Origin of the sequence: Thermicanus aegyptius DSM 12793 (genome assembly GCF_000510645.1) — a bacterium.
GTDB lineage: Bacteria > Bacillota > Bacilli > Thermicanales > Thermicanaceae > Thermicanus > Thermicanus aegyptius.
Genome location: NZ_KI783301.1, coordinates 325,127 through 345,923, shown reverse-complemented (window position 1 = coordinate 345,923; position 20,797 = coordinate 325,127). Strand labels below are relative to the sequence as shown.

Sequence of the window (20,797 nt, the reverse complement as noted above, 5' to 3'; positions counted from 1 at the left end):
CGATGAAAGCGATGAAAAGAAATTTCTTGATTCTCTTTGGACTGGTCGTCCTCATCTATCTCGTGATCATGGTCTTCCCCTTTTTTTGGATCTTCATCACATCCTTTAAAACTTCGGGAGAGATCTTTGGCGACGGTGCTTTCCGCGTCATTCCCCAGTCGCCCACATTAAAAAACTACACCATCATCCTATTTGAGAAGGGAATTCTTAACGCCATTAAAAACAGCTTTATCGTTGCCACAACCACCACTCTTTATGTCGTCGCCGTGGCAACCCTAACCGCCTATGCGATTTCCCGATTTAACTTCCGGGGGAAAAATCTCCTCCTCGGGTTAATCCTGGCGGTCTCCATGTTCCCCCAAATGGTGGTCGTAGGTCCGATCTATACCCTATTTTTAAAATTAGGTCTTCTAAACAGTTACTGGATTGTTCTTCCTTATTCCACCATAACCCTGCCTGTCGCTGTCTGGATTCTGGTTACCCACTTTAACCAAATTCCCTTAGCCCTGGAAGAATCGGCCAAAATCGACGGGGCAACTCCCTTACAAACCCTGTATAAGATCGTCTTTCCCCTGGCGGCGCCCGGCGTATTTACCACCGCCATCATCGTCTTCATCGCCGCTTGGAATGAATTCCTCCTTACCATTACCATGAATGCCAACGAAAGATTCCACACGGTCCCGGTTGCCATCTCCTTCCTCCGGACCCAGTTTGAAATCCTCTGGGGGGAAGTGGCCGCCGCCACCACCATCGTCACCATTCCCACCTTGATCATCGTCCTCTTCTTCCAGAAACAAATCGTCTCCGGTCTCACCACCGGCGGGGTGAAAGAGTAGGTCCGTTTATTTCTCTTCGCGAAAACGAAGAAAATGTAAAAGAAAAAGGAGCTCCATACGGTTGTGGGCTCCTTTTCCAGGTTCTAACACCCCTTTCTTCCTTCCCATGTTATTTCCCTTGAAATTGGATCTTTTTTTTTGCCTTTTTCAAGCGAATCATGGAATAGGTGACCGCTCCTCCGAGAAGGCAAAAAAGAAGTCCATAAACCCACGGGATCATATGGGAATCGATCGGGTAGGAGGTAAGGATGGTTCGCGCATTGGTTACGAGAATCATCCCTCCGACCAAGATGCCGAGAAAGTGAGATGGAATGATTCGCACCAACCAGGCGGCGATGGGAGCGGCGATTATCCCCCCCGCCATGATGGCGATCACCCATTCCCAATGTACCTGCTGCCATCCTAAAGAAATGAGGAAACCGAGCGTTGCGGAAAGGGCAACGGCAAATTCGCTCGTATCTACTGAGCCCACCACTTTCCTTGCTTCCGCATTTTTTCGGGCCAAAAGAACCGGTGTCGTAATTGGCCCCCAGCCTCCCCCCCCTGTGGAATCAATAAAACCGGCTACAAATCCCAAAGGAATAAGCCCCTTTTTGGAGAAATTTTGGGATGGCTCCTCATGAGGTAAAGTCCTGCGATGCACAGGTCTCCTGAGAAAACGGATCAGGATAAATAAACCGAGGGCAAAAAGGAGGATCGAGGCATAAGGCTTCACCAGTTCCCCCGGAATACTTCCCAAAAAGAGGGCGCCAAGAAAAGCGCCGATCGATCCGGGCAGTACAATCCCTGAAACGATTCCCCGGTCCACATTCCCAAATTTGAGGTGGGACAATCCGGAGGTCGCCGTTGTAATCACTTCCGCCAAATGTACGGATGCAGAGGCTGCCGCAGGCGCTATGCCGAACATGAGCAGAAAGGAAGTGGAGGTAAGCCCATAAGCCATTCCCAAGGAGCCGTCTACAAGTTGTGCCACAAATCCGATGAACGCCAGAATAACCAATCGTTCCAACATATTTCTCCCCTCTCCAAATCGAATCCGTTATACCATATGAGGGGATTTCATTTGGGTGTATGTCTATGTGTGGTGAACCTTTATTGCCTGTTTTCCGTCGTAAGAGTGGAGGTACCTTAAAGCTGCAAAGGAAGTCAGGGAATTATATGATCGAAATAACGAATCTATCAAAGAAATATGGAAGAGATGAATGGGCGCTGGTGGAGATGAACCTGAAGATCGAGAAGGGGATTTTTGGGCTCCTAGGGCCAAATGGGGCAGGAAAAACGACGCTCATGCGGATCTTGGCCACTTTATTAAAACCGACGAACGGTACGGCCCTCCTCAACGGGAGATCGTTAGACCATCCGGAAGAGGTTCGTAAGATCATCGGCTATTTACCACAACATTTTCAAATCTATCCAAAGATCACCGCTATGGAATTCCTGGATTATGTGGCGGTGATGAAGGGAATCGGGGATCCCCGGCGCAGAAAAGCGGAAATCATGGCACGGCTCGAGGAGGTAAATCTCTCTTCCGTCGCCCATAAGAAGGTAGGCACTTACTCCGGTGGAATGAAACAACGATTGGGGGTTGCTCAAGCCCTGCTGGGAAACCCTGAGATCCTCATCGTGGATGAACCCACGACAGGGCTTGACCCGGAGGAACGGGTCAGACTTCGCAATCTTTTCGCCCGGTTCGGCCTGGATCGGATTCTCATTCTTTCAACCCACATCGTTTCCGATATCGAAAACCTCTGCCATACCGTAGGGGTATTGGATGGAGGACGTTTGAGATATTCCGGAGATCTCCCCCGGCTGCGCCACTTCGCGGAGGGGAAAGTTCGGGAAGTGGAGAGTGCAGCCCGATCCATCTCCCCTTCCGTAGAAGAGGGATATCTCGCTTTGATCGGGGGTGCGGATTATGAATAAGTGGTTCAAGTCGTTTATGTTAGAGATTCGGATGATTTTCACCCAACCTCTTTTTCTCTTGCTTCCCATCCTGTTTGGGATCTGGTTCGCTTTCGATTTATCGGCCATCTCTCCGCCACGGTCTGAAGATCTCTATCACTTTGCCTACGACTTTCATAAAGTGAAACAGACGTTAAGTCTGGGCGTCGCCGTGTTTCTTGGCATGCACATGGTGCGTCGGGATTTGAAAAAGCCCTCCTATGATTGGCTCGGCAGTTTGCCCGTCTCCAGCGCCACCTTGCTCACCGCCAAATATGCCGCCGGGGTGCTCTATCTCACCTTGTTTACCCTGGCCATGTCCATGGTATACGCCGCGTTTGCTCTGATGAGGAGGATGACTCTCCCGGAGATCGGCACGTATCTAACTTTCTTCGGATTGCAGTATGAATGGTCCTATGGGGTAACCCTTGCTTTGGCCATGAGCCTGGCGGTTTTTATCAAGGGGCGGGTGGCTTACCTCATCGGGTTTAACGCCTGGATGTTCGGCACCTTTTTCATGGATATCTTCATCGTTTCACAAAACGACCTTTATCCTTTAAAGACGTTTCACTTAAATCAATTTTTCCGTCATTCCCCGCTGGAGCAGGAGGTTTGGGGCATGCGCCTCGCCCAGAAAGAAATCTGGTTTTCTCGCCTTTTCGTGGCTGCCTTCATTCTCCTCCTCATGGTTTTAATGATTGCCGTTTTAAAAGGGATCAGGCCAAGCCGAACGTATAGATGGTGGATAGGACTCTCAGCAGCATCCTTCATCCTGGCTTTGGCGGCCTTTCTACCGTACGGTCTGTTGTGGCAGGAGCGCTACCAAGCTTTTGCGGAGAAAGCGAAAGATGCCGCCGCCATGGGAACCAGGGGGGTAGTTCATCGATTCCCGATCCGTTCCTACGAGATCGACTTGATGGTAAATCCCCAAGGGGAGTTAAGCGTCTCCGCCTCCATGGAGATCCCCAAGGAAGAGGTGGAAAAATCCCCTCTGCCGTTTACACTAAACCCTATTTTCCATGTGACGGAAGCATTCGCCGATGGCCAGGCGGTTCCCTTCTCCCAGGAGGGCGATCTGGTTCGGGTGAACCCATCCACCCATAGCCCTCCATCCGATCCGGTCCGGATTACTCTCCGCTATACCGGCAAAGCGATCGATTGGAACTATGACAGCGGTCTTTATGATTACTTTCATGCCTTTGTAGATGAGAAAACCGTATACCTCCGTGCTGAAGCCGGATGGTATCCATTGGCGGGGGAAACGGGGCTTTATCACATCAGTTCCGGAAGCGGCAAAGAAAAACTGTTCCTTAACAATCATCTCCCCACCCATGCATCTCAATTTACGGTAAGAATCTATGGTGTAAAGAATAAAGTATACAGCACTCTCCCGGAGGGGAAAACCCGTGATCCTGAGTCGAATCAAGATGATCAAAACCATTTCGCCGGTGAGGCGAATGCGGTTTCCCTCTACAGCGGAGACCTTACGGAGGTAAAACTCCCCCAGGAGTCCACCGTAGTGATCACATCACCCAGCAATCGTCTGGAGGCCGAGAGATATCTCCTCAGGTTTACCGAGATGAAGAGATATTACACAGGGTGGTTGGAGAAGCCCCTAAATCCTCTTCAGCGAATCTTTTACTTTAGTCCCCTCGGTAATCCTCAAAATTTTTTTGAAGAGCCGGGACCGGATTATTACCTCATCGCCGAATCCACATTTCACAACCTGGATGAAAGACAACTCGTCAATGCGGTGAATAAGCTCCTCTTTAACGACATCGAGCCGCGCACCTTTTTCTCGGAGGAGCCGTCGGATGTAACAAATCATTCCATTGCAAGCGAGATTCGCTTTGCTTTTTACTACCTTTACGGACGGGATGCCCTGCATCTTACCCGACAGGAGGCGATGGATAGCATAAGAATGCCACCCGACTCCGAGGAGAAACGCTTCCCCACACCGATCTATAACCCTGAACGGCACCCGGTCCTGAATCCGATCTTGGAAGAGATCGATCGCGCCATTGACGCCGGAAAGACGGAACAGGTGAAGAAGGTGTTGAACCACTTCCGTTCAAAGGGGCTCACCCGGATGGACGATGAGAGCCATGAACCCCTTTACCCCCGCATCACCTTGGAAGATTGGCATGCGGTATGGAAGCAGGTTTTTGCCAATCCTATGTCGGGACGATAATTCATGGTTTCGATGGGTCTCGTAAACCGACGGCGAGGTTGGATCATGGATGATGAAATGGAATAGATGGGAGAAGCCGATGATGACGGATGAACAATTGGTTGAAGAAATGGCTCAGGGAAATCAGGCCGCCTTCGAGGCATTTATTCACCGCTACCACGGGCCTTTGCTGGGATATCTGGAACGGATGCTGCAAGACGAGAAGAAGGCAGAGGACTTTGTCCAGGAGACGTTTCTCCGCCTCCTCCAACAATTGCGGCGGAAAAAGATTCCCGAGAGAATACGCCCCTGGCTCTACCGGGTGGCTACCAACCTATGTAACGATTACTGGCGCAGCGGCCGTTATCGATCCGAGTACCTCTCTGAAGAAGAAATCCCGGAGCAGAAAGATCCACGTCCTACCGTTCTAGAAATCTATGAACGGCAGGAGAGCCGCAAAGAGATTCTTTCCGCCTTGGGGCAGCTGACGGAGAAGGAGCGGCAAATCGTGTTCCTCCGTTTCTTCCAAGAACTCAAACTGCAGGAGATTGCCGAGGTCATGGAGATGCCGCTTGGGAGTGTGAAGTCCAACCTCTTCCACTCCCTGAAAAAGCTGAAGCACCATCTTATTGAAGAAAAAAAGGAGAATCCGGAAGAAAAGGAGGGAAGTTCTCATGCATGATTCGATGAATCAGGAATTGGAAGAATTGGAACGGGAGCTTCGCCCCCATTTATCCCGCTATATGACCAAATCGCCAAAAACGGAGGAGACCCTGGCATTGATCCGGCGATTGCAAGGCGAGTTTAACCGGATGAAGGAAGAACCTCAACAAGAGCCGCACCCTTTTCAATTGACTTTTAATGAGAAGATGAGGAAGCCCTCTCTGATAAAGCAACTGATTTTGCAGGTACAGACTTATCCAAAAGCGTTTTGGCTAACGAGCCTCATCCTATTTGCCATGCTCACGCTGATGGGCGGCGTCTATACCCCCGGTCTTTTCGGAAATGTGGACCTCTTCTCCCTCTCCGTTCCCCTCTATCTCCTCATCTCCTTTTCCTACAACTACAAGTCCTGGAACCGGGAGATGCGGATGGTGGAGAGCATCACACCCTTTCCTCCGGCCCTTTTGTTGCTGAACCGCCTCCTCATCTTGATCGCTCTCACGATGGTTTTGGGCATGATTGGAAGCTTTTATCTTAGCCTTATGTCGAAATCCTATCCTTTGTTTCCCTTCTTGATGCATTGGTTGGCGCCCCTTCTCCTAACCGGAGGGCTGCTCGCCTTCTTGATCTTTCGCCTCGGCGTAGTCGCAGGCACCATCACCTCCTTGCTTGCCTGGGGGGGTTGGATATACGTAAAGGGTCGGTTCCTCGGCGCCGGCGGAAACATTGGCGATCATTGGGAATGGCAAATGGAAATCTCATTGGTTCTCGTGGGCGCTCTCCTCATCGCATTGTCTTATCGCCGGATCTATCGTCATCCCATGGAAGCGGAGGGAAAGTTCCGGTGATAGATATCGATCAATTATTGTTTGCTCGAAACGAATTTCAACTGGAAATTCCAAGGCTTACCTTACATGCAGGCATCACCCTTTTGGTGGGGAGAAACGGAGCGGGAAAATCCACCTTCCTGCAGCTTTTAGCCACGGCGCTCCTGCCGGATCAGGGTGAGATAAGGTACGGAGGCCGAAGGGTAACAAAGGATTTGCCGCTGATTCGCAGCCAAATCGGTTTTTTGCCCACCGGAATCGAGCTCTACGAAGAGATGACTCCAAGGAGGTTTCTCCGTTACTTGGTGGAGTTAAAAGGGGTTCATGATCGAGGAGTAGTGGAGAAGCTGCTTAAAGAATTTGATCTCCTTAAGGTTGAGAACCGGAAGATCGGGAAGCTTCCTCAAGGCTTGCGACAAAGGCTGGCTCTCGCGCAAGCATGGATCGGCTCTCCAGCCTATCTCTTTCTGGACGAGCCCATGAATGACCTGGATACGAGGGAACGAAAACACCTCGTCTCCCTTCTGAACCGTTATGCCCGCAATCGATGTGTGGTCGCCTCAACACACGATTTCCAAGAATGGGAAAATCAGGCAGACAGAATCCTTTGGATAGACCGCGGAAAAGTTCACTTTCACGATTCCCTCGAAAAATGGAAAGAATGCGCGTCCACAGGGGAAAGGTTAAGCCTAGAAGAAGCCTTCCTGCGGAGATTAATGGGCGTCCGGAGTGGTTCTTACCCTGCCGAAGGGTTCCCTCTCTTTTGGTCATAAGGTCCCACGATGCAGCCGCGGCCTAAATAGCCCACTTGGAGAACCCGCCCCCTTTCCACAAGAACAGGGACGGTGCTTCCCCCTGTCAAGGAAATCAACCGATTTAACATCTCGGGGTTATCCTCCACGTCATATTCCACAAACTCCTCCCCGTCCAATAGCAGGGACTCCCGTACTTCTTTCGTGTATGGGCAGCCTTTCGAACCATAAAGTTCAAGCATCTCTGTTCAGCACCTCCAGTCCTTCGCGGATGATGTGGTAGACGCTCGCTTGCGCTTCCTGGATTCGCGGGATGTAGTCGGAGCGAATGACGATAGGAATGTCCGCCAGCCCCCTCTGAACCACCTCACCCCCGTCGTAGCCGAGCAGGGCCATCGTGGTCAAGCCGCGTTTTTTCGCTTCTTCCAGGGCCATGAGCGCGTTTTTGGAGCCACCGCTGGTGGAAATCGCCACAACGACATCGCTGGCCTCGGCTTGGGCAATCAACTGGCGCAAAAAGATGACCTCCGTGCCCACGTCATTGGCCAGCGCCGAGAGAATCGCCGGTTCCATGGACAACGAAACGGCCGGATAGGGTGTCATCCCTTTAGGAGGGAGCATCATGTCCAACGCCCAATCGTTGGCATCGGTGGCGGATCCGCCGTTGCCAAAGACAACCAGTTTCCCTCCCCTTCCTGTTTTCTCCGCCAGGGTGTGGATCGCGCGGACAATCTGTCGGGACTCCTCATCCGCCACTTTTTCCCGCAGCCGTTCTACCTCTTTCGCCTTCTCCTCGATCGAACGGGCCACAGCGGTTACGACACGCGTTGTATCTTGTTGTTCCGTTCCGAGAAACGGGTATAAAAACGATGCTTCTCCCGCTTCCAGGCCCAATTCCCGATGTTCAAAAAAGACATGCACCGTCTCCCACAAGGTATGATACAAGATCTCGATTAATTCCTGCTGGACGAACGGATCCTTATCCGGCGAGGCCACGGCATAATCGCCTTGTTTCCCCGGCAGGGCAAATGTTTGCGCTCCTTTTGATCGGGCGAAGGCCAACGCTTCTTCCACCGCTTCGTCCCCTTCCGGAGGCGAAAACCCCATCACGATGTCTTCCGGCCGGACGATTGTTCTCATCCATTCGGAAAACGCTATGGAAAGATCCAGAGCGGGCAGTGCCCGTTTGCCGACGATCACCGGATGTACAAATTCGACGGAAACGTGCTGCGCGTCGGTGGCATAGACTCCCCGGCCAAACGCAAGAAGACGGCCGCCGTCGAGAAACCGCGCGGCCATATTCCGGCAGGCCTGCGCAAGCCGTTCCGATTCACGGGGGAAAAAGCGCCGCGAAGACTCGTTACGCGCATAAAGACGTTCCTTGACCCATAACGTGAAACGTTCCATATCCAACATTCCTTCCTCAGGATTTGTCAGCAGATACGCGGCAAGGGATCGCCCACAAGCATATCGATGACTCGCGTGCCCCCGTACCGGGAACGGGCGAGAACCGCTCTTTTCGGCTCTTCCCGGATTTCTCCGATACGTCGTGCCTCCTCTCCGCCCGGAACACTTCTGATCGCCGCTACGGCAACATCGGCATATTCCGGTGAAACGATGGCGATAAACTGCCCTTCGTTGGCGATGTGGAGGGGATCAAGGCCCAATATTTCACAGGCTCCCCGTACCGCCGGACGTACCGGAATCGCTTCCTCTTCCAGCACCACGGCAAGCTTGGTATCCCTTGCCAGTTCGTTCAACGCCGTCGCCACACCTCCCCTCGTCGGATCGCGCAGCCATCGCAATCCCGGTGCCGCAGCTTCGATGAGGGCGGATACGAATGGCCATAATGGACGCGTATCCGAGGTAAGATCGGCTTCCAAATCCAATTCACCCCTGGCCAAAAGGACGGTGATCCCATGATCTCCAATGGGCCCGGAGAGAATCACCTGATCACCGGGGTGAACACGTTGAGCAGAAAGGATAACACGCGGGTCGGCGAGACCGATGCCTGCCGTAGCGATGAAGAGCCCGTCCACTTTCCCATGTTCCACCACCTTCGTATCGCCCCCAACCACAGAGACCCCGGCACGTTCGGCCGCTTTGCCCATGGCGGCCACCTCCCGTTCCAACTCGGCTGTCGCCAAGCCTGCCTCCAAAATGAGTGCGGTCACCAGTGCCAACGGTTTGGCTCCGCCCATCGCCAAATCGTTCACCGTTCCGTTGACGGCAAGCTCTCCAATGGAACCGCCCGGGAAAACCAACGGCTTAACGACAAAGCTGTCTGCCGTAAAAGCCAAGCGGCGCCCATCGACATCGACATACGCCGCATCGTTTAACTCCGGCGGGATCACATCCATCAGGTAAGGGATCAATAATCCCTCGATGAGCCGACGGCTTGCCTTGCCGCCGGCGCCATGAGCCAGTTCTATTTGTGCATCGGTAAACTGCACCTTGGTGGTTTTCATCCTTTTTCCCCCATTCATCTCAAGCTGTACTTTCTTGCAGCGCGTCCTTATGCGAACAGAACTACTCACCGGCCGCCTGACGCAAGTGGACATGATGGTAATAGGCGGCGCATGCCCCCTCCGACGACACCATGAGAGCCCCCACCGGATGCTCGGGCGTGCATTCTTTGCCGAATAATTTGCATTGATGCGGTTTCAACACCCCTTTTAACACCTCGCCGCATTGAGCCGCCTTTGGATCCGTGACGCGAACGCCTTCGACTGGGAAACGGACCTCCGCATCCCACCGGGCGAATTCGGGGCGAAGTTTCAATGCCGATTGGGAGATGAACCCAAGTCCCCGCCATTCGAAGAAGGGACGAACTTCAAAGACTTCGTTCATCGCTTGCAGCGCAGGGATGTTCCCTTGTGCGGGGACAACGCGGCTGTACTGATTCTCCACTTCAGATCGGCCTTCCCGCATTTGTTTGACCAGCATGAGGATGGATTGCAATAGATCCAGCGGTTCAAAACCGGAGATCACCACGGGTTTCCCGTAATTTTTTGCAATAAACTCATAAGGATGGGCACCGATTACCGTCGAAACATGGCCGGGTCCAATAAATCCGTCGATGCGCATATCCGGGGAATCCAGGATCGCGCGAATCGCGGGTATAATGAGAACATGATTGGAAAACACGAAAAAATTGGACACGTTACGTTCGCGGGCGCGCAGGAGTGTCAGCGCCGTCGAGGGAGCCGTCGTTTCAAAGCCGATGGCGAACAGCACCACCTGCCGGTCAGGATGGTCGATGGCCATCTTTAAAGCGTCCAAGGGAGAATAGATCATACGGATATCGGCCCCCCTGGCCCGAAGTTCCAAAGGAGTTCCTTGTCTCCCCGGAACGCGCATCACATCGCCGAACGCGGTAAAAATCACACCCGGCTGCCTGGCGATGGACAAGCCGTCGTCCATACGCCCCATGGGCAGGACGCAAACCGGACATCCCGGCCCATGGACCAGTTCGATGTTTGCCGGCAGCAAGTTCTGTAACCCGAATCGAAAGATCGAAAACGTATGCCCGCCACAAACCTCCATAAAACGGTAATGATAATCCGGATCAACCACACGATGGATCTCATCCGATGTCTTTCGGATCAACTCCGGATCACGAAATTCGTCAACGTACTTCATACGCGCACCTCCCATCATCGCCCTAAGCCACGCACAACCCTACTCCTTCTTGCCCGTTTTCAGTTGAGGGTTTGCACGTTCATTTCAGGTTTTGTTTCCTTCACCAAATTGATACCCCAAGACTTCCTGCATGGCCTCGTCCGCTTCTCCCGACATGCCGAGCAGTCTTAATTGCTCGGCCGCTTGCTCTTCACTGATCTTGCTCATGGCAAATCCGACGTGGATAAGCACCCAATCCCCAAGATGGGCTCCTTCCTGTTTCAGCAGGTGAATGTTAATTTTCCGGCGCACGCCGGATACGTCCACCATGGCGTAGTGATGGTCACCGTCGAGAAGCTCCACAATTTGCCCCGGAATAGCCAAGCACATGAACTCGTTCCTCCCCGTTTCGTAATCCATAGCCTGTTCAAATCGATACTGTCGGACGGATAAGGCATGGTGATACCCTGGATCACCATCATTTTCCGAACCGTGGTATTAGACTGTCGGACGTATAAGGCAGGAGATACCCCTTTTGCCTCATCCCGGTGAAAAAAGAGCGCGGCTGTCGTCCGCATCTGCCACCGCAGGCAGCTCGCCGCATCTCATGCCGTAAGGAGAACGGAATGGGCTAGCCCCTGGTCCAGAAGATGGCCGGGCGGCCGTTTTTCCGAAGCGTTCAGGATATGCCGTCAACCTAACCGTATCCATATTCGCCGGTCCTCCACTCGCACCGGAAACGGTTCCAACTGCACGTGGGGCGCCGTCATGCATTCTCCGGTCGACAGGTCGAAACGGAAGCCGTGCCACGGACAGGTCATCACAGATCCATCGACGAATCCACCGTCGAGAGGCATCCCCATATGGGGACACTGATTGCGAAACGCCATCACCTTTCCTTCGATGCGCACCACCAGGATGTCACCCTCCTCCCGGGCAAACCGGAGCGGCCGCCCTTCTTCCAATTCCCGGATGGCCGGACCTTGCAGCCAGCCGTTTTGTTCCAGGGCGCCCGCAGGATCGGCCGCATGCGGGGGCAGGTAGCCGGAGGCGACTTCGTCTTCCACCATGACGACATATGCAATTTCCGGGAGGCGCGCTTTGATCGCTTCCTCGACCCCGTTTTTCAACGTCACAGCGGACAGGGAACAGCCGGAACAGGCGCCTTGAAGGCGCACATATACCGTCTCCCCTTCCACTTTCACCAACTCCACATCGCCTCCGTGAGAACGCATGTAGGGGCGCACTTCTTCGAGCACCGCTGCAACCCGGGTAAACAGATCTGGTTTGATGATCCCGTGCATCAAAAACATGGCGTAGACGGCAGGGTCCTCCACCGCCTTCAGCAGCAACTCTTTTCCCGCATCCGATTCGCGAAACGTACGGACCAGCTGGCGAAGGGCATGCGCATGAAACGCTTCGACAGCCTTTTTCAGCTCCATCGCCTTCCTGCGTGAATCTTCCGGAAGTTCTTTCACCATAGCCAACTCCCGATCCACACGTTCCGCCAAAGCGTGGAAATCCTCCTGCTTGGTTTGCATCGTCAATCACCTCCAAAAGCCAAGGTCTGCTCAAGCGATTCTTCGGTTTTCTGCCGCAACAGGGTAGCAAAGCCTTCTTTGGCCAGCTCCAGCAGTACCTCCCCGACGGTGATGCGTTCGAAGAGGCGGGAAGGGTCGTTTACGTGCCGATTGGCCAAAGCTTGCAGAATCAGGCACGCACCGGCAGGGTTATCAAGGAGGGCATCCTGAAAAAAAGCATCCACAAACGCATTCAGCCACACGCCGTCTCCCTGGGGATTCGTACGGAGGCGGTATAAGGCGTTTTCCGCCCCTTCGTTGCGCTGGATGATGCGTTCGCTAAAACGCTCAACCGCCATGGCCAACAAAAGATTAAAGTACTGCCGTTCATGGGGATTCATGCCCCATTCCCCCTCCCTCGGGTGCTTCTCTTGTGCTTTTTCGCCTCATAAATTCTCATTCGCCGCCGCACCTTTCCGTATGCGGTCGATTTCTTCCAATATGGCCTCAACGGACTCGGCTGCTTCCTCTTCCCCGTGTGCGCGAAAAAGCCGGATCGCCTCTTGCAAGCGCGGTTCTGCCCGCGAGAATGCTCCCAGATGAGCAAGAGCGTTCCCCTGATTGGCCAGGACACGGGCGTAACCCAGTATATCCTCCTCGGGCCGGCGAACGCTCAATACCTCTTCATAAAGTGCCACCGCTTCCCAGAGGTTCTCTTCCGGATGGGAGCTATGCAGATGCTGCAAAGCATTGGCCATATTCATAGTGGCACTCGCCCAAAGATCGGGATGAGTCTCCTTCTTAAAAATTTGTAAGGTTTCCCTGAGGGATTGTACGGCCATGGCTGTCCGCAAATGGGCACTGCGGTCCAAGGAAGGCATGGAGAGATAAGACAAAGCCAGGTTCATGTGAACCATGGCGTAACTTTCAGGATGCGTTTCTTTACGATACACTTTCAGCACTTCATGGTAACAGCGGATCGCTTCCAGCAGAGGACCCTTCCGACCTGCTGCTCCCCCTTGATGAAGAGTACCCAATTGAAACCAGAGCTCCGCCCGTGCCTCATGAAAGGAAGTATTTTCTAAAAGAGAGAGGGCTTTGAGGTACCCGTTCACCGTTTCCGTGCCGTAATCACCAAGATTTTGACGAACCGCCGCCCATTCCGCGTAAAGGCGGGAGGAAAAAACAGGGGAGAGATCCTGAACGGTTCCCGCTGCTTCCCAGAGTTTGTCCAATCCCTCCTGCCATTCGTTCCGCTGAAAATCTTCATAGGCTTGAGTGACCAACAGAAAAGCCCGAATTTCCCCGGTGGTGCCGGAAGAAGAAGGAGGCGCCTCCCGAAAACCAAAGCGCCACGCCGCCGCATCCAGGAGAAGGGCCAATTCCCCCGTCAATTCTTCTTTAGACAAAGCATACAGTTGGACCGTAGGTTCTAGAATAAATCGATTAAAAATCCCTACCGGTCCCGGCGGCAATAAGGATAACACCTCTCCCCGGTCCCTTCCTTCCAGGCTTAATGCAAAAAACCTCCAGCTTTCCGGCCATTTCTCCGGAAGATCGCCACGTAGAAGGAGGGGCAAGAGCTTCTCTTCATCCGGAACGGAAGGTAAGAGAAGAAAGCCTGTCGTCCCGGGAAAAACGCCGATCGGTTGCGGACGCAGCACGTTCTATTCCCCTTTCTCCCAAAAAGATCGGTCATACTCTTAAAGGTTATTCCTCCATACGCGACGGCATAAGGAGATCTAAAAAAGAGGGATGCGGAGCGCTCCCAGCTTGTCATCCCACACGGCCGCGCGCCCTCCCGGCAGCACCCCTTCAGGCAACAATTCCCGGACGAAAATGCTTCGATCTCCCCGGGGATTGCGAAATTTTAACAATAATCCTCCCGCCCCCGGATGACTAACCGGCATAAGCCACAGTTCTTTCCCCCGCACCAAAGCGATGGCGGTTCCCGTTGGGAACCGCACCGCTTCTTCAGCGGGAAGATGAAGATACCCCCCAGAGGTGAGTTCAAGTTTCACTTCCTTTCCCTCCCAGACGTTGAATCAGCTCCTCCGCCAAACGATCGAGCGCCTTCTCCACCGTTTGCGATAAGCCAAATCCATAGGACAAGTTCTCCGCCTCGATGAGGAAAACCGTCACTTTTTTAGGAAAGCGGCTTTTGAGCAGCCAGCGTCCCATGGTAATGGCGTGATCCCAACGAAAATCGTGGAGGTTCAGATCTTCCAGAGGAGGCGTTTCCACCTCTTCCCCCGGAAGCTCAAAAATCGTGCCGGGCTCTGCGCCGGAAGTGCAGACATCTACCAGAATCAATTCTTCCGCATCCCCGATCTGAAAAGCCACATCCATACCGGCGGTCCCCCCGTCGGCCAAGCGGACTCCGGGGGGAACCCCCCGCTCCCATAATTTGCGAATCAGCATGGGACCCGCTCCGTCGTCGCTCCGAAGTAAATTGCCACAACCAATGACAACGGTCATCCCCATTTCCTCCCTCTCGAAACACTTATCCTGAGCCGCAGTGAGGAGCCGGTCCTTTCATCCCCAGCCGTTCTTAGACCTTGATCACCTCATATTTGGCCAGCTCTTTATGCGACTTCGCATCATACGCATGAACCGTGCAGACGAGGCAGGAATCATATCCTTGCGCAATATGTGCCAATTCCACCGGATCCTCAGGATTTTTGATGGGTACGCCGATCATTGCCGTCTCAATGGGCCCCCGCTGGCCATGACGGTCCCGCGGACCGATGTTCCATGCGGTCGGCGTAATCACTTGATAATTTTCAATCTTCCCATCCTTGAGTTGAATCCAGTCCGCTAATGCGCCGCGGGCCGCTTCGGTCGCCCCGAAACCGCGCCCTTCCGGCAGTTCGTTCGGCTTGATGTAGAATTTCTCATCCAGGTCGATCTGGTTTAGCCACTGCCGCATGCGCAAATAGTACTTGGGCGCTTCGTGCAGGCGCGCCAGCACGCGCACCATCACGCTCGGGCCGATTTCCTTGATGATATTGCGGAAGAGAGGGTCAAAATCCTGCCAATCTTCCGCGCCCGGGCGACCGGCGATCACCTGCCGGGCCAACGGACCTACCTCAAGGGGGATCTCCCCGACTCCGGGTAAAGCATACCGGGGCGCCTTCGCAAACGTATATTTCCCTTCTTTTTGCCCCTCCATCGGATCGAGGGGATCGGTCACTCCCTCGAAGGGATGATAGGAGCCGCCACCGCGGTAGAACGAGTAGGTGTGGTCTTCCCGGACACGGGTCTGGTCAAAATCGTGGTAATCCTCCCCGTCAAAGACCCCGGAGCGGGCAATTAAGGCGGCATTTCGCCCTTCAATGGTCGGATAGCGATAATTTTGCGGATGGAAAAAGCTTCCCATCGCCAAATAGCGGCCCGGACCTGCCCCGTATTTATCAAGGCCCAGTTCCATGCTGTAACGAATGAAGAAACCTAGATCGGAATCCCGGTGCTCCGGCTTCTCATCCAGCCATGCCAAGATATCCGCCCATGTCTTGTTTTCCAGCCAGCGTTCCACGGAACACCCGAGGAGAATTTTTTCCAACCAAGTTTCCCGATACTGCTCTAAAATGGAAATGGAACGGGTAATGTCGGATAACGTCGGCGCGCTCACCACTCCCCCCGGCACCATGAAGCTGGAATGGGGCCACTGTCCGCCAAAGATCGCATAGATCTCAACGGGCTTGGCGGAGACAAGAACACCGATCTCATAATGTTCTCCCACAAAGGGGGCCCAACGGCGAACCGCCTCTTCATACAAATGGGAAGAGGCATAGTTCTTATGGGTCAATCCAATCGCGAACAGCGCATAGAACCAACGCGGAATGCTCTGAATCGTTTCCGCCGCCTGACCCAGGTTGCGGATCAATGTCGCGTTCGGCGGCACTTCCGTTCCCCATGCCGTATCCAACGCATAAACGGCCTTGGTCAGGTGGCTACCGCCGCAAATGCCGCAAATCCGAGGAGTCACGATGAGGCCGGCCTGAGGGTCCTTTCCCTTTAAAATCATTTCAAAACCGCGGAACATGGTGGCTTCCGTCCAAGCGTCCACGACAATCCCGTCCTCCACGAGCACTTTGACATCCAAGTCGCCTTCCACGCGCCCGAGCGAATGGACTTTCATCTCCATCTTTTTCTTCGCGACAGCCTCTTGCTTGTTCATCGAGATCGATCCCCCCTTAAAAATGGTTTTCCCTCAAAAATTTTAAGTTGGAGTACAGGCCCATCCACCCGCCTCCTACGGCACGAACATCTCTTCCTTCGCCCACTTCGGGGCTACAGATCGGGCGATGGCCGCATGGACGGAATAGCTTAACGGATCGATGTCTTGCGGTACTTCCTTGGGAATGGAGCCGAAGATCTTTTGAGTCTTAAAGACCGTACCCGGCGCCAGATCGAAGAACGGGAACTGGGGCTCCGTACAGCCGATGCAAGGCATCCCCGCCCTGGTCTTGGAAGATTGGCGGTTCCAGAGAATGCGGTTGCAGGGGGAATGGGTTACCGGTCCCCGACATCCCTGTTCATAGAAGAGGCATCCTTTGCGCGTCCCCTGTCCGAACTCTTCTACCGGTTCTTTCCATTCAAAATACTGTACCCGGGTACAACCTGTTTGGGTAAAGGTCTTAAAGAAAGTTTGCGGCCGCTGTAGTTCGTCCAGAAGCACGTCTCCTGCACGGCCGGTGGCCACGGCGACAAGGATTTGCGTCACCCAATCGGGATGGGCAGGACAGCCCGGAATATTAATGACGGGCAACCCCGCCTTTGAACGGAAATGACTGCCGAGAAATCCGCCCCGCTCCCCTTTTAAATATTGAAGACCAATCGATTCGGACGGATTCGGTTTGGTCGCCGGTATGCCTCCCCAACAGGCGCAGTCGCCGATGGCAACCACGTACTGTGCCTTATGGGCCAACTCCCAGATCCACTCTTTTTTCGGCCGATCGAAAAGCATATCGTAGCGGCCCGTTCCGTTTGGCCCTTGAATGATCGTCCCCTCCACAACCAGAATATCCAAGGGAATTTCATCCTGAAGAATCTCCTCGTACAAACGGCGCACCTGATTGCCAAATTCCATGGAAACGGAATGATGATACAGGATGTTGATGCCGAAATCGACAACCAAATCAATCACCGTCGGCTCATCCGCATTTAAAAACGATTGCGTGTTCCCATTGCATGCACCGCCGTGCATCCAAAGAAGATTGGCCACTTTCCCCACCTCCAAGAAAGAATGATTTTACCCTTGCTTTGATCTCACCCTTGAATCGCGATGCGAAGGGCAGAAACCTCCATCACAATGTGCCTGCTCTTTGTTGAAATGCCCTTTTCTCCGCCTCTAAACGGGAGATCCACTCCCCGATACCCTCCCCGGTTCGGGCGGAAACTTCATAGACGGAAATGCCGGGTCTGACCTTGTAGATCGAATCATAGAAGCGATCCCGTTGAAAACCGGCCAACTCGGCCATATCCATCTTTGTAATGATCGACTCGTCGGCGCTGTTTACGATGGTGGGGTACTTCATCGGTTTGTCTTCCCCCTCCGTCACCGAAAAAAGGACGACACGACGGTTTTCTCCCAGATCGTAACCGGCGGGGCAGACGAGATTGCCGACATTTTCGATAAAGAGAAAATCGATGTCCGACAAGTCCCAGTCTTCCAGGCTCCTTTCAATCATCTCCGCCTCAAGGTGACAAACCGTCCCGGTGGTAATCTGCTTTACCCTCGCTCCGCTTTGGCGCAAGCGTTCCGCGTCATGATCGGTGGCCAAATCACCTACCAAAGCCGCCACCTTGTACCGTTCGGCCAGGCGGCTCAACACTTCCGTCAAAAAAGTCGTCTTTCCAGCTCCCGGGCTGGAGACCAAATTAACCACGTACACTCCCGCTTGATGAAACCGCTTTCTCAACCGAGCGGCGAGAAGATCATTTTTCTTCAGGATATTCTGACGAATTTCCACAATCCGCGGGGTAGATGCCGTCTCCTGCATTCGAATCGCCTCCCTCCAGGGCCGATAACTCCATCTCCCGCCCCTCCAGCACCTGACCGGTTTTCCCTCCACAAACCGGACACCGCATGGGAAAAGGTGCAGGCAAAATACGCGCTTCTTGACAGTCCGGGCAGAACACCTTTACAGGAACCTCTTCCACGATAAGCCTTGCCCCTTCCAAAGGTGTCCCTTGGATTGCTACATCAAAGGAAAAGAGCAACGCCTCTTTTGCCACCCCCGACAAGACACCCAGTTTCACGTAAAGGGCTTTCACCTGTTTCAATCCTGCTTCCTCCGCCGCTTCCACGGCGATTTCCGCTAAGCTGTAGGCGATGGAAAGTTCATGCATCTTTCAGTTCCTTCGAAAAGTTACGTGCAAAATTGATCATAAAATGAACTGCCGGTTGGATCTCCGGATCGTTCACCGCCTTCATCAGTCCAAAAAGGCCCATGCGTTTCGCCTCCGTTTGTTCAGTCTCCTGCGTAGCCCGTATCATCGAACGTGCCACTTTCCCTACCAGTTGCACCGACCGTACATCTAAGACATCGGATTTAAACAACGCCTGAACTTGGGGAGAATCAAGGAATTCCTGCAACCGACGAAGGGCCAAAAAAGCGCTTTCAACACGGGAGCTGTATTCGGGACGGGACCAATTCTTGCGGAGAAGAACGACCAGTTCGTTTACCGAATCCGCAATTTCCGGTCCACGGCGTAAAAAGCCCTCCACCATGTCCATCAAAAACGTCACATTCTCCAACTTATCGAGCAGGCGGATCAACTGCCCGATGATCACCGGATCCGAAAGCTTTTCTACCAGCAACTGATCGACAGGTGCCTCCATAACTCCTCCTTTTCCGTTTTCCACCGTTAACACCCTCCTTTCCCGATCGCGATCAAATGACTAGAACTCCGTTTTGCGGCGCCATCCACCTCCTTTACCCGATTTCCTTTTTCACTTGTACACCTTAATTACCTTTAACACTATATTAAATATATTTTTTCAGTTCTGATAGTATTCTATAATATTAAAATTCTATCTGTCAATGTTGAATAACACATGAATATGTATAATCCCTCATCCACTTCTTGTGCTTTGCGCACAAAAAGCGGGACAAGATCATAAGGCCTTTTCCTTTCCCTATGACGACGCAATTCGATAAACTTCATCGCAACCTCCCTTTAGCCTAAGTTCAAACGTTTTTTGGCTTGTTCATAATCCGCATCGATTTCAAATATAAGCCTCAAATTTGGGTGCATTTGAATTCGTTTGCGCACATGGGCATATAAAATGGGCTTCTCATTTTTTAATAATGTGACAAACTCCACAATCGGCGGGGGCGGATCCCCTTTTGTCCTAACCAATGAAAGAAGAAATTCTACACATTTCTCAACGTCTTCAGGCCGATCTTGTAAAGAACGGTAATGCCCAATGAAGTGCCGATCCGAAATGGCTCTCCTCATCTTCCCACCCCTTAAGCTCTGATTCGGTTCATCCGGGGCAATACATCCTCCGGAATATATGTTATTTCGTAAACTTCTTCTTCTTTATGTCCGTCGGAAGAACAAGTTGCACGTAATCTGATTGCACGAGATGGAGTGCCATCTCGTCTGAGTTTAAAAAGTTATCGACATGTGTCGATATACATAGTACGTAAAGGAGCCCATCATTTTGACAAGAACAATGTGGTTCAATCACCCCCATAACGGAGGAGTCTGCGTCGAATTAGGAAGTGATGCGTATTCATGGACAGATCCATCGAAAAAATTGTATTGGACATTCAGAAAGGGAACAGCCAAAACAGAGAATGGTTGATCGGGCAGTACCGCCCCTTTATCCTCCGTTCGGTCCGCCGGATTTGCAAGCGCAAGGTCGAATGGAATGATGACGAGGCGAGCATCGGTCTGATCGCTTTCAACGAAGCCATCGACCGATACGACTCGTCGCGTGGAAAAACATTCGATCATTTTGCCTTCATGATGATACGCCGCCGTCTCATCGACGAATTTCGCAAACAGGGCAAAATCTCCAAGTCCGAAAGCTTGGTGTTGGACAACAACGACGAGTTTGAATTGACCGCCGGAGAAATTGCCGGTTCCTTGGAGATTTACGCGCAGCAGGAATCCGCAGCGGCTTTAGCCCAGGAACTGACCCTGTACGATGAACGGCTGCAGGAATATGGCATACGGCTCGAAGAATTGGAGGAATGTTCCCCAAGCCACCAGGATACCAGGAAACAGCTCATTCGAATAGCCAAGCGTTTTTGCGACTATCCCGAAATGAAGCTTTATTTGGAGAGAACGAAACATCTTCCTTTGAAAGAGATGATGCGGTATGCGGGAGTCAGCAAAAAGACGTTGGAAAGACACCGAAAATATTTGATCGCCCTGATCTTGATTTTTTCCTGTGATGAATTCGTCCGTATTCGCAATACGATCTCATTTTCGGAGATAGGAGAGTGAT

General features: G+C 52.8%; 25 protein-coding genes. 7 read left to right on the top strand and 18 right to left on the bottom strand.

Features of this window, described 5'->3' with window-relative positions:
- Positions 1-11: 11 nt before the first annotated feature.
- A complete protein-coding gene (locus THEAE_RS0101805; RefSeq protein WP_425426415.1) occupies positions 12-836 on the top strand; it encodes a carbohydrate ABC transporter permease in 825 nt (274 codons plus the stop codon).
- A gap of 109 nt (positions 837-945) precedes the next feature.
- Here THEAE_RS0101805 and THEAE_RS0101795 read toward each other — a convergent pair whose 3' ends face one another.
- Positions 946-1,845, bottom strand: coding sequence for a TSUP family transporter (locus THEAE_RS0101795; protein ID WP_028986331.1), 900 nt, complete (start codon positions 1,843-1,845; stop codon positions 946-948).
- Positions 1,846-1,994: 149 nt separating this feature from the next.
- Here THEAE_RS0101795 and THEAE_RS0101790 point away from each other — a divergent pair, with 149 nt between their 5' ends.
- The 5 genes from THEAE_RS0101790 to THEAE_RS19705 are packed head-to-tail and all read left to right on the top strand — an operon-like array spanning position 1,995 to position 7,210.
- Entirely contained in the window at positions 1,995-2,759 is a 765-nt protein-coding gene (locus tag THEAE_RS0101790; protein ID WP_028986330.1) for an ABC transporter ATP-binding protein, read from the top strand.
- Positions 2,752-4,968 (top strand): ABC transporter permease, encoded by a 2,217-nt coding sequence (locus THEAE_RS0101785; protein ID WP_028986329.1) that lies wholly within the window; start codon positions 2,752-2,754, stop codon positions 4,966-4,968. The genes THEAE_RS0101790 and THEAE_RS0101785 overlap by 8 nt, the downstream gene beginning before the upstream one ends.
- Before the next feature lie 49 nt (positions 4,969-5,017).
- Positions 5,018-5,629, top strand: a complete 612-nt coding sequence (locus THEAE_RS0101780; protein WP_245605511.1) for an RNA polymerase sigma factor — start codon at positions 5,018-5,020, stop codon at positions 5,627-5,629.
- A complete protein-coding gene (locus THEAE_RS0101775) occupies positions 5,622-6,458 on the top strand; it encodes a hypothetical protein (RefSeq protein ID WP_028986327.1) in 837 nt (278 codons plus the stop codon). Before THEAE_RS0101780 ends, THEAE_RS0101775 begins: the two co-directional genes overlap by 8 nt.
- Entirely contained in the window at positions 6,455-7,210 is a 756-nt protein-coding gene (locus THEAE_RS19705) for an ABC transporter ATP-binding protein (RefSeq protein ID WP_052329692.1), read from the top strand. The genes THEAE_RS0101775 and THEAE_RS19705 overlap by 4 nt, the downstream gene beginning before the upstream one ends.
- On the opposite strand, the gene THEAE_RS0101765 is transcribed toward THEAE_RS19705, so the two are convergent.
- From THEAE_RS0101765 to THEAE_RS0101685, 17 genes are all read right to left on the bottom strand, one after another.
- The gene (locus THEAE_RS0101765) at positions 7,174-7,431 is read right to left on the bottom strand and encodes a glutaredoxin domain-containing protein (RefSeq protein WP_028986326.1); all 258 of its coding nucleotides are present in this window, start codon (positions 7,429-7,431) and stop codon (positions 7,174-7,176) included. The genes THEAE_RS19705 and THEAE_RS0101765 overlap by 37 nt on opposite strands.
- A complete protein-coding gene (locus THEAE_RS0101760) occupies positions 7,424-8,596 on the bottom strand; it encodes an SIS domain-containing protein (protein WP_211233462.1) in 1,173 nt (390 codons plus the stop codon). Before THEAE_RS0101760 ends, THEAE_RS0101765 begins: the two co-directional genes overlap by 8 nt.
- 26 nt (positions 8,597-8,622) lie before the next feature.
- Entirely contained in the window at positions 8,623-9,657 is a 1,035-nt protein-coding gene (hypE, locus tag THEAE_RS0101755) for a hydrogenase expression/formation protein HypE (protein WP_039944192.1), read from the bottom strand.
- Between the two features lie 61 nt (positions 9,658-9,718).
- Positions 9,719-10,831 (bottom strand): hydrogenase formation protein HypD, encoded by a 1,113-nt coding sequence (gene hypD, locus THEAE_RS0101750; RefSeq protein WP_028986323.1) that lies wholly within the window; start codon positions 10,829-10,831, stop codon positions 9,719-9,721.
- An 84-nt stretch (positions 10,832-10,915) separates the two neighbouring features.
- Positions 10,916-11,200, bottom strand: coding sequence for a HypC/HybG/HupF family hydrogenase formation chaperone (locus THEAE_RS0101745; protein WP_028986322.1), 285 nt, complete (start codon positions 11,198-11,200; stop codon positions 10,916-10,918).
- 150 nt (positions 11,201-11,350) lie between these two features.
- Positions 11,351-11,521: a hypothetical protein gene (locus THEAE_RS22805; protein ID WP_156920524.1), complete on the bottom strand. Its 171-nt coding sequence runs from the start codon at positions 11,519-11,521 to the stop codon at positions 11,351-11,353.
- Positions 11,503-12,351 (bottom strand): NifU family protein, encoded by an 849-nt coding sequence (locus THEAE_RS0101735; protein WP_028986321.1) that lies wholly within the window; start codon positions 12,349-12,351, stop codon positions 11,503-11,505. Before THEAE_RS0101735 ends, THEAE_RS22805 begins: the two co-directional genes overlap by 19 nt.
- Before the next feature lie 2 nt (positions 12,352-12,353).
- Positions 12,354-12,731: a hypothetical protein gene (locus THEAE_RS0101730; protein WP_028986320.1), complete on the bottom strand. Its 378-nt coding sequence runs from the start codon at positions 12,729-12,731 to the stop codon at positions 12,354-12,356.
- 45 nt (positions 12,732-12,776) lie between these two features.
- Complete coding sequence (locus THEAE_RS0101725; protein WP_245605510.1) at positions 12,777-13,994, bottom strand: tetratricopeptide repeat protein; 1,218 nt, start codon at positions 13,992-13,994, stop codon at positions 12,777-12,779.
- Positions 13,995-14,072: 78 nt separating this feature from the next.
- Positions 14,073-14,351, bottom strand: coding sequence for a hypothetical protein (locus THEAE_RS0101720; RefSeq protein WP_028986318.1), 279 nt, complete (start codon positions 14,349-14,351; stop codon positions 14,073-14,075).
- Complete coding sequence (locus tag THEAE_RS0101715) at positions 14,341-14,808, bottom strand: hydrogenase maturation protease (protein ID WP_028986317.1); 468 nt, start codon at positions 14,806-14,808, stop codon at positions 14,341-14,343. The genes THEAE_RS0101720 and THEAE_RS0101715 overlap by 11 nt, the downstream gene beginning before the upstream one ends.
- 73 nt (positions 14,809-14,881) lie before the next feature.
- The gene (locus tag THEAE_RS0101710; RefSeq protein ID WP_028986316.1) at positions 14,882-16,510 is read right to left on the bottom strand and encodes a nickel-dependent hydrogenase large subunit; all 1,629 of its coding nucleotides are present in this window, start codon (positions 16,508-16,510) and stop codon (positions 14,882-14,884) included.
- 75 nt (positions 16,511-16,585) lie between these two features.
- Entirely contained in the window at positions 16,586-17,557 is a 972-nt protein-coding gene (locus THEAE_RS0101705) for an NADH-quinone oxidoreductase subunit B family protein (RefSeq protein ID WP_028986315.1), read from the bottom strand.
- Between the two features lie 82 nt (positions 17,558-17,639).
- A complete protein-coding gene (gene hypB, locus THEAE_RS0101700; protein WP_028986314.1) occupies positions 17,640-18,335 on the bottom strand; it encodes a hydrogenase nickel incorporation protein HypB in 696 nt (231 codons plus the stop codon).
- Complete coding sequence (locus tag THEAE_RS0101695; protein ID WP_028988539.1) at positions 18,271-18,684, bottom strand: hydrogenase maturation nickel metallochaperone HypA/HybF; 414 nt, start codon at positions 18,682-18,684, stop codon at positions 18,271-18,273. Before THEAE_RS0101695 ends, hypB begins: the two co-directional genes overlap by 65 nt.
- Complete coding sequence (locus THEAE_RS0101690; protein ID WP_028986313.1) at positions 18,677-19,201, bottom strand: helical membrane plugin domain-containing protein; 525 nt, start codon at positions 19,199-19,201, stop codon at positions 18,677-18,679. Before THEAE_RS0101690 ends, THEAE_RS0101695 begins: the two co-directional genes overlap by 8 nt.
- 314 nt (positions 19,202-19,515) lie before the next feature.
- Entirely contained in the window at positions 19,516-19,797 is a 282-nt protein-coding gene (locus THEAE_RS0101685; protein ID WP_028986312.1) for a hypothetical protein, read from the bottom strand.
- Positions 19,798-20,079: 282 nt separating this feature from the next.
- On the opposite strand from THEAE_RS0101685, the gene sigI reads away from it, so the two are divergent.
- A complete protein-coding gene (sigI, locus tag THEAE_RS0101680; RefSeq protein ID WP_028986311.1) occupies positions 20,080-20,796 on the top strand; it encodes an RNA polymerase sigma-I factor in 717 nt (238 codons plus the stop codon).
- Position 20,797 lies beyond the last annotated feature (1 nt).

What these genes read in the sequence shown, in the direction of transcription:
- THEAE_RS0101805 (WP_425426415.1), top strand. Translation starts at nt 12, where the DNA reads ATGAAAAGAAATTTCTTGATTCTCTTTGGACTGGTCGTCCTCATCTAT.
- THEAE_RS0101790 (WP_028986330.1), top strand. Translation starts at nt 1,995, where the DNA reads ATGATCGAAATAACGAATCTATCAAAGAAATATGGAAGAGATGAATGG.
- THEAE_RS0101785 (WP_028986329.1), top strand. Translation starts at nt 2,752, where the DNA reads ATGAATAAGTGGTTCAAGTCGTTTATGTTAGAGATTCGGATGATTTTC.
- THEAE_RS0101780 (WP_245605511.1), top strand. Translation starts at nt 5,018, where the DNA reads ATGATGAAATGGAATAGATGGGAGAAGCCGATGATGACGGATGAACAA.
- THEAE_RS0101775 (WP_028986327.1), top strand. Translation starts at nt 5,622, where the DNA reads ATGCATGATTCGATGAATCAGGAATTGGAAGAATTGGAACGGGAGCTT.
- THEAE_RS0101765 (WP_028986326.1), bottom strand. Translation starts at nt 7,431, where the DNA reads ATGCTTGAACTTTATGGTTCGAAAGGCTGCCCATACACGAAAGAAGTA.
- THEAE_RS0101760 (WP_211233462.1), bottom strand. Translation starts at nt 8,596, where the DNA reads ATGGAACGTTTCACGTTATGGGTCAAGGAACGTCTTTATGCGCGTAAC.
- hypE (WP_039944192.1), bottom strand. Translation starts at nt 9,657, where the DNA reads ATGAAAACCACCAAGGTGCAGTTTACCGATGCACAAATAGAACTGGCT.
- hypD (WP_028986323.1), bottom strand. Translation starts at nt 10,831, where the DNA reads ATGAAGTACGTTGACGAATTTCGTGATCCGGAGTTGATCCGAAAGACA.
- THEAE_RS0101745 (WP_028986322.1), bottom strand. Translation starts at nt 11,200, where the DNA reads ATGTGCTTGGCTATTCCGGGGCAAATTGTGGAGCTTCTCGACGGTGAC.
- THEAE_RS22805 (WP_156920524.1), bottom strand. Translation starts at nt 11,521, where the DNA reads ATGGATACGGTTAGGTTGACGGCATATCCTGAACGCTTCGGAAAAACG.
- THEAE_RS0101735 (WP_028986321.1), bottom strand. Translation starts at nt 12,351, where the DNA reads ATGCAAACCAAGCAGGAGGATTTCCACGCTTTGGCGGAACGTGTGGAT.
- THEAE_RS0101730 (WP_028986320.1), bottom strand. Translation starts at nt 12,731, where the DNA reads ATGAATCCCCATGAACGGCAGTACTTTAATCTTTTGTTGGCCATGGCG.
- THEAE_RS0101715 (WP_028986317.1), bottom strand. Translation starts at nt 14,808, where the DNA reads ATGACCGTTGTCATTGGTTGTGGCAATTTACTTCGGAGCGACGACGGA.
- THEAE_RS0101710 (WP_028986316.1), bottom strand. Translation starts at nt 16,510, where the DNA reads ATGAACAAGCAAGAGGCTGTCGCGAAGAAAAAGATGGAGATGAAAGTC.
- hypB (WP_028986314.1), bottom strand. Translation starts at nt 18,335, where the DNA reads ATGCAGGAGACGGCATCTACCCCGCGGATTGTGGAAATTCGTCAGAAT.
- THEAE_RS0101695 (WP_028988539.1), bottom strand. Translation starts at nt 18,684, where the DNA reads ATGCATGAACTTTCCATCGCCTACAGCTTAGCGGAAATCGCCGTGGAA.
- THEAE_RS0101685 (WP_028986312.1), bottom strand. Translation starts at nt 19,797, where the DNA reads ATGAGGAGAGCCATTTCGGATCGGCACTTCATTGGGCATTACCGTTCT.
- sigI (WP_028986311.1), top strand. Translation starts at nt 20,080, where the DNA reads ATGGACAGATCCATCGAAAAAATTGTATTGGACATTCAGAAAGGGAAC.